This is a genomic window from Pseudomonas sp. B21-031 (assembly GCF_024748985.1).
GTDB lineage: Bacteria > Pseudomonadota > Gammaproteobacteria > Pseudomonadales > Pseudomonadaceae > Aquipseudomonas > Aquipseudomonas kermanshahensis.
The window spans coordinates 2,210,909-2,224,387 of record NZ_CP087181.1; the positions used below are offsets into that span (position 1 = coordinate 2,210,909).

Genomic DNA, 13,479 nt, shown 5'->3' on the forward strand with positions numbered 1-13,479 from the left:
GAGGGTGATGAGTGAGTTTTCGCGCCGGGTGTTTCTCGGCAACAGCCTGGCCGTCGGGGGCGGCCTGCTGCTCGGTGGCGGGCTGCTCAGCGGCTGCGATGGCGGCGCGCCCGCTGCCACGGCTGGCGGTATCGCATTAGCCGCCACGCCGGTACATGGTGGGCGGTTGCGCGTGGGCATCATTGACGGTGACCAGGCGGGCAACCTCGATGCGCACAAGCCGGTGGGCGGCGGCATCATCCGTGGCTGGGCGCTGTACGCCAAGTTCTGGGAATGGAACCCGGATGTCAGCACGCGGCTGGCCCTGGCCGAGTTCGCCGAGCCGAATGCCGATGCCAGCGCCTGGACCATCCGCCTCAAGCCGGGGTTGGAATTTCATCATGGCAAGAGCATCACTGCCGACGACATGCTGTTCTCGATCCTGCGCCTGACCGACCCGCAGTTGGCCTCGCCGTTTGCCGGCCTGGTCGGCGCCATCGACCGTCAGGCGCTGCGCAAGCTGGATGCGCGTACGATCGAGATCCGCTTCAAGCAGGGGCAAAGCTTCTATCCCTTGGATGAAACGCTGATCAGTTTCGGCGGCATCGTGCCGACCGATTATCATCCATTGACCAACCCGGTCGGCGCCGGGCCCTACAAGCTCAAAAGCTTCATCCCTGGCCAACGCTCGCTCTACACCCGCTTCGAAAACTACTACAAACCCAACCGTCCTTATGCGGATGAGCTGGAAATCATCGAATTCAAGGACCAGGTCTCGCGTGCGGCGGCCTTGCGCGCAGGGCAGATCGACGTGGCCAGCGGAGTGCAGGCCGAGCACAGTGCCTTGCTCAAGGCTGACCCGCGCCTGCGCCTGTACGCCTCGCCCAGCACCTCGTTTACCGGTTTCAACCTGAACCTGGCCAAGGCGCCATTCCAGGACGTACGTGTGCGCCAGGCGTTCCGGCTGCTCGCCGACCGGCAAGAGCTGGTGGCGCGTGGGCTCAATGGTTTCGGGCGTATCGCCAACGACCTGTATTCGCCACACGACCCGACCTACAACCACGCGATCGCCCAGCGCCCGTACGACCTTGATCAGGCCCGTTCACTGCTGCGCCAGGCCGGGCAGGACGACTTGCGTGTCGAGTTGACCACCACGCCTGGCCCGGGCGTCAACGCGGCGCTGGTGTTTGCCCAGCAGGCGCAGAAGGCGGGGGTGCAGGTCAAGGTCAACCAGGTCGACGGCTCGGTGTTCAATGGCCCACAGCGCGAGCAGTGGCAGCTGTCGCCAGGTTCGACGCCGGCCCGCGGTTTCCTCGCCTCGGCGCTGCACAACGATGCGCCGCAAGCCATCTACAACCGCAGCAATTTTCACGACCCACGGTTCACCGAACTGTACGGCCAGGCGCTGGCGCAGCCCGACCTGCAGCGGCGCAAGGCCTTGGTGCATGAGGCCCAGGTAATCCAGCACGAACGTGGCGGGCTGTTGATCTGGGGTTTCTCGGACGTGCTTGATGCAGCGTCCGCCAAGGTCGGCGGGCTCGCCCCCGAACAGACCACCTTCGCCTCCTGGCGCTTCGACGAACTCTGGTTGAACCATGCCTGATCACGCTCACCGTTCCCCACGTACGCCGGCCTGGCTGGCCTGGTTCATTGGCCGTCTCGGCTACGGCCTGCTGACCGCCTGGGTCATCAGCCTCGTGGTGTTCATCGCCACCCAGGCGCTGCCCTCGGACCCGGCGCGGGTCATCCTTGGCCCCGATGCGCCACTGGACAGCATCGTGACCTTGCAGCGCCAGCTAGGCCTCGACCAGCCGGTCCTGGTGCAGTACCTGCGTTGGCTGGGGGCGGCATTGTGCGGTGACTTGGGCATCTCGCTGGACTCGCAGGTGCCGGTGGCACAGCTGTTGTTCGGGCGGCTCGGCCACACCCTGGCCTTGCTGGCCGGCGTGCTGGCGCTGGTGGTGCCACTGGCGCTGACCCTGGGCGTGAGCCTGGCGCTGCGCCGTGACCGGCCGCTGGACCGCTGGGGGTTGTCGGCCTTGATCCTGTTGAAGGCCACGCCGAGCTTTCTGCTGGCCATCGGCCTGGTGCTGTTGTTTTCCATGCCCGGTATGGGCTGGCTGCCGGCGGTGTCGATCCTCGACCCGCAATTGCCTTTGTGGCGGCAGTTGCCATCGTTGGTGCTGCCGGTAGTTGCCCTGAGCCTGTCGGCGCTGCCGTACCTGACACGGATGGTCCGCGCCTCGATGATCGAGGCGCTGGAGTCCGACTACGTGGTGGCCGCACGCTTGCGCGGTATACCGGAGCGGCGCATCGTCTGGCGCCATACCTTGCCCAACGCCCTGACCCCGGCCATCCAGGGCGTGGCGCTGACCCTGCGTACGTTGGTCGGTGGCGCACTGTTGGCCGAAGTGATCTTCAGCTACCCCGGCATCGGCACGGCCCTCAATGCGGCGATCCAGATGCGCGACCTGCCGATGATCCAGGGCGTGGTGCTGGTCATCACCCTGGCTGTGGTGCTGATCAACCTGCTGGCCGACCTGCTGACTGTTCTGCTCACCCCCAAGCTGCGCACCGCGCGCCGGGTCAAGATGATCCGCCGCAACCGGCGCGGCATTCGCCCGTGGTGGCGACGCGCACGCCGTACACCTGCCCAGGAGGCAACCCATGACTGAGACCCGCTGGCTGGCCGACCCGCAGGTGCGGCGCGGCGCCGTGATTACCGCGCTGGTGATGTTGCTGGCGCTGCTGGGCCCCTGGCTCGCGCCGCATGCGCCGACGGCCATGGTCGGGCCGGTGTATGGGCCGCCGACTGCCGATGCGCCGCTGGGGCATGATTTTCTTGGCCACGACTTGTTGTCTCGCTTGCTCAGTGGGGGCGTGTCGGTGCTGTGGATGTCGGTGGCGGCGGCCACCCTTGCGCTGGTGGTCGGCGGCAGCCTTGGGTTGTTGGCCGGTTTTTCGCGGCGCCGCCTGGACCAGGCGATCAGTTGGGCGGCGGATGTCTCGCTGGCTTTTCCGGACCTGATTCTGGTGCTGCTGATCGTTTCGATGCTCGGCCGTGCGCCGTGGCTGATCGTGTTGACCGTGGCCATCGCGTTTACCCCAGGGGTCGTGCGCCTGGCGCGTGGCAGCGCGGTGGCGGTGGCGGGCCAGGAGTTCGTCGAGGCGGCGCAGATGATGGGCTACTCACGTTGGCGCATCCTGTTCAGCGAAATCCTGCCGAACATCCTGACGCCGCTGCTGGTGCATTTCGGCAACATGCTGACCTGGGCGGTGGGCATGCTCTCGGGCTTGAGCTTCCTGGGTTATGGCGTAGCGCCGCCGGCGGCGGACTGGGGGCTGATGATCAACGAAAACCAGGCCGGCCTGCTGGTACAGCCCTGGGCAGTATTGGCACCGGCGCTGCTGATTGCCGTGTTCGCCTATGGCACCAACATTCTGGCGGAAGGTATCGGCCGGGTCAGTGCACGTATTGGGGAGAAGCAACCATGACGGCGGCGTTGAAAGTCGACAGCGACGTGTTGCGAGTCAGCGACCTGCGGGTGGAACTGGCCGGGCAGGTCGATGTGCTGGCCGATGTCTCGTTCAGCCTGGCGGCGGGAGAGATCGTGGGGTTGGTGGGCGAGTCCGGTTCGGGCAAGACCACCCTGGCCACGGCCTTGCTGTGCCACGCGCGGCAAGGCGCGCGGATTACCGGCGGGCGCATTGCGGTGGCGGGGCAGGCGGTGTTGGAGCTTGAGGGCGAAGCCTTGCGCCTGGCGCGGGGCGGGTTGGTGGGCTACGTCGCCCAGGACCCGGCCACAGCGCTGAACCCGGCTCTGCGCATAGGCGCCTTGCTGCGTGAAACCGTATTGGCGCATCAGCCAAGGCTGACTACAGATGCATTGCAGCAGCGCATCAATGAGACTTTGGTGGATGTTGGTTTGCCGGATGATCCCGCCTTTTTGCGGCGTTTCCCCCATCAGTTGTCCGGGGGGCAGCAACAGCGGGTGATGCTGGCGCTGGCGTTTGTCCTGCGGCCGAAGCTGATCGTGCTCGACGAGCCGACCACGGCGCTCGATGTCACCACCCAGGCGCATGTGCTGGAAACCCTCAAGCGCCTGTGCCGGGGGCATGGTGTGGCGGCGTTGTATGTGACGCACGACCTGGCCGTGGTGCGCGACCTGGTTGACCGAGTGATGGTGATGTATGCCGGGCGGCTGGTGGAAGTGGCGGGGCGCGAAACCTTGTTCAAAGCACCGGCACACCCTTACACCCGTGCCTTGCTCGCGGCCATTCCTGATATTGCCCGACGCCAGCCGCTGCAAGCCATTGGCGGCCATGCGCCGGCGCCGGGGCAGCGGCCTGCGGGCTGCGCGTTTGCCCCGCGTTGTGCCAGGCGACGTGCCGAATGTGCGGTGATCGTGCCTTCGCTGCTGGCGTTCGAGGGCGGTCAGCAAGTCGCTTGCCTGGCGCCCTACCGTGAGCCGCTGCCCCCGGGCGAGCGGGATGTCGAGTTAGCAGCGGCGCCTTGTGCAGAGGTGTTGCTGGAGGTGCGGGGGCTGGATGTGGCTTACGACCGCCAAGTGCTGTTCGATGTTTCACTGCAGGTAGCGCAAGGCGAATGCCTGGCGCTGGTGGGCGAGTCTGGCTCGGGCAAGACCAGCCTGGCCAGGGCCATTGCGGGGTTGGGCGAGAACGTTCAGGGGCAACTGCGTTACGGCGGCGCGCCGCTGGCGTTCACCGCGCGTCACCGGGATGCGCGGCTGCGTCACCAGATCCAGTACGTGTTCCAGAACCCCTACCGGGCGTTGAACCCTCGGCAGACGATCGCGCAGACCTTGAGCGCACCCCTGGCGCATTTCTTCAGTGTGCGCGGTGACGAGGCGCGCAGCCGGGTCGAGGCCGTGTTGGCGCGGGTGTCGCTGCCGGCGCGTTTGGCCGATCTGTATCCGCACAGTCTGTCAGGGGGGGAACGGCAGCGCGTGGCGATTGCCCGGGCGTTGATCTGTGAGCCACGGCTGTTGGTTTGTGACGAGATTACCTCGGCGCTGGATGTGTCGGTGCAGGCGTCGATCCTGGCATTGCTGCGGCGTTTGCAGCGTGAAGGGCTGACCGTGTTGTTCGTCACCCATGACTTGGGGGTGGTGCGGGCGATAGCCGACCGGGTGTTGGTGTTGCGCCGGGGCAGGGTGGTGGAAGAGGGGTCGGCTGAGCAGGTGCTTGGGCGGCCGGTTGATGGCTATACCCGGACCTTGGTGGAACATTCGCCTCGGTTGCAGGTGGGCGTGTAGGTGCATGGCTTTGGGTGGGGCGGCGCCTGTGAGATCGAGCGCCGCCCGCGCGGCGCATCGCGAGCAACGCTCGCTCCTACGTTTGTTTTTGGCCAATAACGCCTGTGACAGGCGCGCGCGAACGCCTTGTTTGTTCGACGCGATATCGAGTCATGCGTCAAGGCGGTCGCGCGCGTTTGCCCCAGGAATAATTGGCCCGAAACAAACGTAGGAGCGAGCGTTGCTCGCGATGCGCCGCGCGGGCGGCGCTCGATCTACCAGGCGCTGCAAGGCCCAAGGCATGCACCTGGCACCCCAGATGCAATCCTCAGCTGGGCACCATCACCCACCAAATCGCGCCTGCCGCCGCCGCACTTCCTCGCGCACCGCCGGAATCACCCAGCGCCCGTAATCCACCGTGTCGTACAACGGGTCATACCCGCGGTTGAGGAAGGTGCTCACCCCCAAATCGACATAATCCAGCAACGCCTGGGCCACGGTCTCCGGCGTGCCCACCAGCGCGGTGGTATCGCCATAAGCCCCCACCGCCGTCGCCGTCGGCATCCACAATGCCCGGTCATGCCGGTCCGCCCGGGCGGCGGCGGCGAGCAGGCGTTCGGAACCGGTGCCCTTGATGCGCTTCTGCCAGGGGCTGTCCGCCGCAAACTGCGGGTTGGCCTTGATCTGCGCGAGGATCTGCTCAGCGCGCTGCCAGGCCAGCTCCTCGGTGGCACCCAGGATCAGCCGCACCGACAAGCTCACGCGTGGCGCCGCCACGCCAGCGGCACTCGCCGCAGCCTTGAGCTTGGCGATCTGCTCGGCGACGCCGCTCAGCGGTTCACCCCACAGGGCATACAGGTCGGCATGTTTGACGGCGATCTGGTAGGCGATGTCGGACGAGCCACCAAAGGAAATCGGGATATGCGGCTGCTGCAGCGGCTTGACCGGCGAAAAAGCGCCCTTGATGGTGAAGTAGCGGCCTTCGAAGTCGAACGGCTCCTCGGCAGTCCAGGTGCGCCGGACAATCTCCAGGTATTCGTCGGCGCGCTGGTAACGCGCGGTCTTGTCCAGCAGGGTGTCGCCTTCTTGCGGCTCGGCCGTGATGCCGGTAATTGCATGCAGGCGAATGCGCCCGCCGCCGGTGGTGTGGTCGAGCGTGGCGAATGCCCGCGCGGCCACCGTCGGCGCGGTCAGGGCCGGGCGGTGGGCGATCATGAAGCCGAGGCGCTCGGTGTGCGCGGCCGCATAGGCGGCAATCTGCAGGCTGTCGGCACTGCCTGGGCCGCTGGCGATCAGTACCCGGTCGAAACCGGCATGCTCATGGGCGCGGGCGTGGTGGCGGATGAACGGCAGGTCGAAATCGGGCGAGCGCACGCCGCGGGTCTCGGACCACTGGCGTGGGAAAATCATGCCGACGAATTCAATGGACATGGCGATGGCCTTTTACGTTGAGGAAGGGTCAGAACTGGTAATCGACCTGGGCCAGTAAGGTGCGCCCAGGCATGGGTTGCAGGAAGGTGTTGGTCGAGCCGGCCAGGCCACTGACGAAATTCAGTTCGTCGGTGACGTTGAGCATGCGCAGCGTCACGCCCCACTGCGGCTGGCGGTAATACGCGGCAAGGTCGATGTTGTATTCGTCGGGCACCTTCACCGTCTTGCTCAGGTTCAGGTACCAGCTGCTGGTCCACCAGCCAGAGAGCTCCACCCCGAACCCGGAATCGAAGCGGTAATCGACATAGCCGCCGGCGTTGTATTCAGGAATCTGCACCGCATCGAACTTGCCGGACGGGCGCTGGTTGAGGCTGTTGTTATCGCCGAACACGGTGCCGTTGTCGGGGATGAACCCTGCGGAGGCGAACCCGGCCTGGCTGGTGAACTCGTTGTAGGCACTGATGCGGCTGAGGTTGAGGCCGCCGCGCAGGTGCGGGTCCTGGTAGCGCAGGGTTGCTTCCCAGCCTTTGACGATCAACCGGGCGATGTTGTTGTTGCTGTCTGGCGACTGGTCGCGCGCCTGCTTGTAGGCGGCCAAGGTGAAGAACAACTGGTCGGGCATGGCCTCGACCTTCAGCCCCACTTCGTGCAGCACGCTAAGGCTCTCGAACGCCAGCGGGTTGAGCTGGTTGGCCCCGGCGCCACTGCCCCAGCCCAAACCATTGGTGAAGAACCCGGTGTTGACGGCGAGGGATCGGTCGAAGGTGTAGTACAGGGTGCTGTTGTCGGTGGGTTTGAAATAGGGGCTGACCTGTACCGAGAACAACCGGTAATTGTCCGAGTCCTTGCGCGGGTTGCCGCCCGCGAGCACGAAGGGGTTTTCGATACGGGCATCGATCCAGCTGCGGCTGGCCCCCACGTTCAGCCCCACGCGCTCGCCCAGGCGCAGGTTGTGCTGGCTGAACAGGGTTTGGGTGGTGCAGGTGCTGTCGGCGGTGTAGGGCGCCACCGATTCAGCGTACAAACCGTGCCCTGCCGGGTACATGGCGGGCAGGTTGAGCCAGCCATAGTAATTGGACAACTGTGGCACGCCGGGCTGGCCGATCCAGGCTCCGTTGCCACCGGCGGGGTTGCGCCCACTCAGGCCAAGCAGGTCGCCAGGGTTTTTCAGCGTCGGGTCGAGGGTGAGGTCGTAGGCGTTGATGGTGGAGCCAAAATTGTTGTTGGCGGCGATCGACTCGTTGGTCTCGCGGCGGTAGATCAGCCCGGTGTTGCTGTCGTCGACCAGCGTCAGGCCGCCCAGCTGCCATTGGCCACGGGCGCGGAACTCGAAGCGGTTGTCGAAGATGTCGTCCTTGCCCTGCACCTGGAACGCGCCCACCGCGTCGGTGGTGTCGGTGGAGTGCTGGTAGAAAGTGCTGTTGGCCAGGGTGATCGACGGGGTCAGGTCGCCCTCGACGCGCAGTTGTGTGGTGAAGCGCCGCGAGCGGTTCTGGTCCTGCGCGCGCTGGCCGGTCTGTGACGACAGCGAGGTCTGGCCATTGCCTGCCAGCGACGGGTCGTACACCCAGCCGCGCAAGCTGCCTGGGCTGGCCTGGGTATTGGGTGAGGCGCCCTGGAAGCTGCCATCGACCACCTGGTACTGGCCCTGCGCGTTGCGCTGGCGCTGCACCCAGCCGAGTACCTGGGCATCGCTGGCACCCGATGACAGCACCGGCGACCACAGGCTGTTGCCGTTCTGGATGATCGGCGTGGCGCGCCCGGCGTTGTACCTGCCGTGGTCGACCAAGTCCTGGGTGGCGCGGTTCCAGCCGTGGGTGATGTTGTAGTCGTAGTAGTCGTCGTAGGCGGCGTTCCAGTCCACCCGCAGGTTATCGTTGCGCCAGGCGAGGGCGCCGTAGAACGCGTCGAAGTTGTTGTCGACGTTGTCGTAGAAGGTTTCCTGGCGCTGGCGGGTGATGCTGACCCGGTAGGCCAGGCTGTCACTGAGGGGGCCGGTGTTGTCGACGCTGAATTGGGTGGCATCGCGTGATTCGCCGTCGGGGATCCAGCTGCCGATTTCGCCACTCAGGCGGGTGCGGAAGCGGTTGAAGTCGGGCTTTTTGCTTAGGTAGTTGATGTAGCCGCCGCTGCCGCTGACCGAGCCGTAGGTGACCGACGAAGGCCCGGCGACGACGTCGGCGCCTTCGTAGGCGTTGAAGTTGGCGGGGTGGCGTACGCCGTAGGCGCGTTGGCCATCCTGGAACACCTCGGAGCTTTGCCCGCGCATTTGCGGGGCGATGCCGGCGTTCTGGCCGCCGCCTCGGGTGATGCCGGGGGCGTACTTGACCAGGTCGTCCGAGCTCTGGATCGGGTCGCGGGCCAATTGCTCGGCGTTGATCTGGGTGACCGAGCGTGGGGTGTCGAGGACTTTGCTTTCCAGGCCGCCGTAGATCGAGGCCGGTGGGCGTGTGGGCAGCGCGTCGTCGTCAGCCTGTTCGGCTTGGACGGTGACGGTTTGCAGTTGGGTGTCCTCGGCGTAGGCCAGCGGTACGCTGGCGGCCAGGATGGCCAGTGCCAGGGCGCTGGGCTGGAATGTCGGGTGCAGCAGGGCAACGCGGAGCATGGGGCTGAGCCTCGTTCTGTTCGGGAATGGGAAAAGCGAGGGCGCAGCCGCGCCTGCGGTTATTGGGTGCCTATGGCGACTGCCGGGGGCGCTATGCGCCCCTTGTGGGAGCGGGCTTGCCCCGCGAACATGGGCGAAGCCCGTGCCATCCACTCGGGGTACCTGCTTCGCGGGGCAAGCCCGCTCCCACAGAAGATTGTGCTGGCCCAGCGTTTAGCGCTTGAGCCACAGGCTCTCGAACCGCCAGGTACTGAACAGCGACTGCTCCGCCTGCGCCCCACCGACCCGTGTGCTGACACTGTCGAGCAAGTCGGCAAAGCCCCAGATCAGCATGCCGCCGCGTTCGTACTGGATGCGTTGGGCGCGGTGCACCAGGGCTTTGCGTTTTTCAAGGTCCGGCTGGGCCATTGCAGCGAGGAAGGCCTCGCTGAATGCCGGGTCGTGGAAATGGGTCTTGTTGGCCACGGCGAAGGGCGCGTCGGTATGGATGGCGCTGGCCAGAAACGGCGCACCGATGCTGCCCCCAGTGCTCAACGTCCAGTCGTCGCGCTGCGGCCCCTGGAACGTCGCCAGGTCGACCTGGCGCACCGTGATCGTCACGCCGATGCGCCGTGCCTGTTCGGCCAGCACCAGGGCTGAGGCAAGCCCAGGCCCTGGGGTCGTGACCAGTTCCACCTGCAGGCCTTCGCGGCCCGCGTCCTTGAGCAATTGCGCCGCCCGTTGTGGGTCATGCGGCCGTGGCCCCAGGCTGTGGTCGAAGGTGGGGTCGAAAGGGGCGTACAGGTCGTTGGCCACCCGGCCCTGGCCATTGAGTGCCCGGCGCACCAAGTCTTCTCGGTCTGCCAGCAGGCGAAACGCTTCACGCACCCGCGGGTCGTCAAAGGGCGCTTTGGTGGTGTTCATGTCGAACGACAACCAGTTGCCACTCACCGACTTCAGCAGGCGCAGGCGTGGGTCGGCTTGCAGCACTTGCAGGTGCTCGGTGGACATGACGTTGGCCATGTCGATCTGCCCGGCGCGCAAGGCCGCCAGGCGGCCGGTCTGGTCTTTGAAGTCGATGATCTCCAGTTCATCGGCATACGGCTTGCCGGGCTTGTAGTAATTGTCGAAACGGGTGAACAGCGAGCGTTGGCCCGGGGTGAAACTTTTGAGTTTGTAAGGGCCGGCACCGACCGGGTTGGTGACCGGGTGGTAGTCCACCGGTACGATGCCGCCGAAGTTGACCCACGTCTCGGGCAACGGCAGGTAGCTGCGGCCTTCGCGAAAAGCCAGGCGCACGGTGCGATCGTCGAGCTTGACCAGGTTGTCGCGGTCGACCCAGTGCAGCAGCGCCGCATAGGGCGAGGCCAGCTGCGGGTCGGTCAGGCGCCTGATGGAGAAGATCAGGTCGTCGGCGTCGATGGTCTTGCCGTGGTGAAACTCCAGCCCAGGCTTGAGCCGCAACGTCCAGCCGCTGGCGTCGGCGTTGGGCTCGGCGAACTCGGCCAGGGCCAGGCGCGGCTGCATCTGCTCGTCCCACTCCCACAGCTTGCTGTACAGGGCAAAGCCGCGGACGATGCTGCTGCCGACCGGTTTATGGGCGTCGAGGTTGCCGCTTTGGTTGCCATCGATGATGCCAAGACGCAGGCGCCCGCCATGGCGTGGCTGGTCGGCAACCGCGTCGCCGCGGCTGTCGCTTGGGCCGCAGCCGGCCAGCAGCCCACCGGCCAGTACGCCGGCATGGCCAATGAAGGCGCGCCGGCTCAATGGGTAACCGTCCCAGGCCATGGCGTCAGCCTCCGTTGCTGGCGTGCAGTTGCACGGGGGTGGGCGCCGGGCGGGCGAGGGCGGCGCGCTGGCCACGGAAGTGCGGCAGGATGTGCTCGCCGAGGCGGTAGGCTTCTTCCAGGTGCGGGTAGCCGGCAAGGAAGAACAGGTCGATGCCGATGCCGTGGTACTCGCGAATGCGCGCCACCACGTTGGCATAGCTGCCCACCAGCGCGCAGCCTGGCGGGATGCCGATATAGCCGAAGCCGGTCCACACGTTGGGGTGGATGAAGAAATCGTCGAAAGCCTGCTGCTCGTCCTTGTCGCTGTAGCCGTGCTCGTAGCTCAGCTTGCGTGCGGTGCGCAGGCCAGCATGGGCGGCGCGGGCCTTGACCGTGCCCTTGGCCACGCCTTCGTCGAAGAAACGTTTGGCCTCGGCCCGCGCGGCCTCTTCGGTCTCGCGGGCAATCACGTCGATGGACAGGCCGAAGCGAATGTCGGTACGCCCCCACTTCAAGGCGCGGGCGCGGATGTCGGCGATCAGCGCAGCGATTTCGTCCGGGTGTTCGGCACGCATCAGGTAGAAGTCCGCATGCTTGGCGGCAAACTCGCGCGCGGCCAGCGAAGAACCGGCGGTGCAGATCAGCGGCAGCTCGGCTTTTTTCAGCGGCCCGCGCAGCCCGCCGCCCTCGGCGCGGTAATAGGTGCCCTCGTAGTGGAATTGCTCGTTATGCCAGTAGCCGCGTACCACGTCCATGAACTCGGTGGCGCGGGCGTAACGTTCGTCGTGGCCCTCGAAGTCGCCGACCTGGCGCTGGAGGGCGTCGGAGCCGCCGTTGATGATGTTCCATACCAGCCGGTTGCCGGTGGCGCGCTGGTAGGTTGCGGCCTGTTGCACGGCTACCCAGGGCGTGTAGTGATAGGGCTGGAACGCGGTGACGAACTTGAGCGTGCGGGTTTCCCGTGCCAGCAGCGAGCACACGGTCCACGGCTCTTCGCCGGTGGGCGCATTGACCATCAGCGCGCCACCGAAGCCGTTGATTTCTGCAGCGCGGGCGATTTGCCCGAGGTAATCGATGTAGGTGAAGTGATCACCTACCGCGAACCCGGACACCGCACCGCTGCTATCGCCACCTGCGTGCCAGTCGCCGCGGTTGCGCGGGTCGCCAGGCAGGTACTGGGTTTCGCCATGCAGTGGCAGGCGGGTGAAGAATTCGATGCTCATGGGGTGGCCTCCTTACTGGACGCTGGGGCTGCAGATGGGCGTGACCGGCTGGCCGCTGATGACCTGGCGGGCGAAGGGGATCGAGTCCTTGAGCGAGGCGTTGACCGTTTCGCTATGGCCCAGGCCTTTGTACAGGTGGCCCTGCACCACCGAGCCGGCCTTGCAGGCATCCTGCATCAGTGCAACCTGGGTCGCGGCGGCAGGGGTCTTGTCCTCGGCGCCGGTGCCGATGAAGATCGGCTGGGCCAGTTTGAGGGTGGGGTACGACACTTGGGCCAGCCACGGTTTGAGCTGGTCGCCCTGGTAGTCCTTCTTGGCGTTGGCGGGGGTCAGGCCGGTGCCGACCACATCACTGACCAGTGCCGACAGGCAACTGGTGCGCGCCTGCTCGAACAGCGGCAGGGCCTTGTCGGTGTAGAAGTCGCGTGGGTCGATGCTCGGGTCGTACTGCTGTGCGGCGAGCAAGGTATAGAAGCCGTAGGCCAGGGCCGGGTCGACCTTGTTCTGATCTTGTTCACCGACGTTTTTCGAGCCCACGGTGTAGATCACGCCGGTGCCGATGCTGCCCTTGACCCCCAGTTTGGGTGCATAGGTCGCGGCATAGGCACCGGCTGCGAAGGCACCGGCGCCACCCTGGGACTGGCCGATGATCAGGACCTTGTCGGCCAGCCCCGGCACGCCGGCGACCACGGCCTTGGCGGCATCGAGAATGCCATAGGCGGCCATGCGGTTGTTCAGCAGCGGGTGGCCACCGGGTACACCCAGGCCTTGGTAGTCGGTGGCGACGATGGCATAGCCCTCTTCGAGCCAGCGGTTCAAGTACTGCACATCCCGGTAGGAACGCCCGGCCCAGGACGGTGCGCAGATATCCGCCACACCGACGGTGCCGTGGCCCCAACTGGCGACCGGCCAGCCACCGGCGGGTGCCGGGCCCTTGGGAATGAACAGCGCGCCAGAGACCACGATTGGCGTCTTGCCATCGATGCCGTCCAGCGAGGTGTAGAGGATGCGCTGGGCACTGGCGGCGTTGGGCAAGCTCAGCGCTGAGTCCAGCGGTTCGCTGCGCAGCAGTTTGCCGGGAGTAGCAGGGATTGCCTTGGACCAGGTGTAGAAACTCGAAACGCGGCCGTCGCCTTGTTGCGGGTCGGGTTTGGGGGCGTAGGTGTCGGCGGCCAGGGCGCCAATGGAAAAGGCCAGGGCGCTGAGGCCGAAAACGATGGAAACAGGCAATTTCATGG

General features: G+C 66.1%; 9 protein-coding genes. 4 read left to right on the top strand and 5 right to left on the bottom strand.

From position 1 onward, the window contains the following. The first annotated feature begins 7 nt into the window (after positions 1-7). From LOY53_RS09900 to LOY53_RS09915, 4 genes are read left to right on the top strand one after another with little or no spacing between them, the layout of a single operon-like run. On the top strand, positions 8-1,582 hold the full coding sequence (locus tag LOY53_RS09900) for an ABC transporter substrate-binding protein (protein WP_258703937.1): 1,575 nt from the start codon (positions 8-10) through the stop codon (positions 1,580-1,582). Further along, positions 1,575-2,654 carry an ABC transporter permease gene (locus tag LOY53_RS09905; RefSeq protein WP_252823542.1) on the top strand — a complete coding sequence of 360 codons (1,080 nt, stop codon included), beginning with the start codon at positions 1,575-1,577 and terminating at the stop codon, positions 2,652-2,654. The genes LOY53_RS09900 and LOY53_RS09905 overlap by 8 nt, the downstream gene beginning before the upstream one ends. Then, the gene (locus tag LOY53_RS09910) at positions 2,647-3,474 is read left to right on the top strand and encodes an ABC transporter permease (protein ID WP_099429805.1); all 828 of its coding nucleotides are present in this window, start codon (positions 2,647-2,649) and stop codon (positions 3,472-3,474) included. The genes LOY53_RS09905 and LOY53_RS09910 overlap by 8 nt, the downstream gene beginning before the upstream one ends. Continuing rightward, positions 3,471-5,255 (top strand): ABC transporter ATP-binding protein, encoded by a 1,785-nt coding sequence (locus LOY53_RS09915; RefSeq protein WP_258703938.1) that lies wholly within the window; start codon positions 3,471-3,473, stop codon positions 5,253-5,255. The genes LOY53_RS09910 and LOY53_RS09915 overlap by 4 nt, the downstream gene beginning before the upstream one ends. Positions 5,256-5,576: 321 nt before the next feature. On the opposite strand, the gene LOY53_RS09920 is transcribed toward LOY53_RS09915, so the two are convergent. From LOY53_RS09920 to LOY53_RS09940, 5 genes are all read right to left on the bottom strand, one after another. Continuing rightward, complete coding sequence (locus tag LOY53_RS09920) at positions 5,577-6,665, bottom strand: LLM class flavin-dependent oxidoreductase (RefSeq protein ID WP_252823546.1); 1,089 nt, start codon at positions 6,663-6,665, stop codon at positions 5,577-5,579. Positions 6,666-6,693: 28 nt separating this feature from the next. Then, positions 6,694-9,270 carry a TonB-dependent siderophore receptor gene (locus LOY53_RS09925; RefSeq protein WP_258703939.1) on the bottom strand — a complete coding sequence of 859 codons (2,577 nt, stop codon included), beginning with the start codon at positions 9,268-9,270 and terminating at the stop codon, positions 6,694-6,696. 213 nt (positions 9,271-9,483) lie between these two features. After that, a complete protein-coding gene (locus LOY53_RS09930; RefSeq protein ID WP_258703940.1) occupies positions 9,484-11,037 on the bottom strand; it encodes an ABC transporter substrate-binding protein in 1,554 nt (517 codons plus the stop codon). A gap of 4 nt (positions 11,038-11,041) precedes the next feature. Continuing rightward, entirely contained in the window at positions 11,042-12,241 is a 1,200-nt protein-coding gene (locus tag LOY53_RS09935; protein ID WP_099429800.1) for an LLM class flavin-dependent oxidoreductase, read from the bottom strand. A 12-nt stretch (positions 12,242-12,253) separates the two neighbouring features. Beyond that, positions 12,254-13,477, bottom strand: coding sequence for a lipase family protein (locus LOY53_RS09940; protein WP_252823551.1), 1,224 nt, complete (start codon positions 13,475-13,477; stop codon positions 12,254-12,256). Between the last annotated feature and the right edge of the window lie 2 nt (positions 13,478-13,479).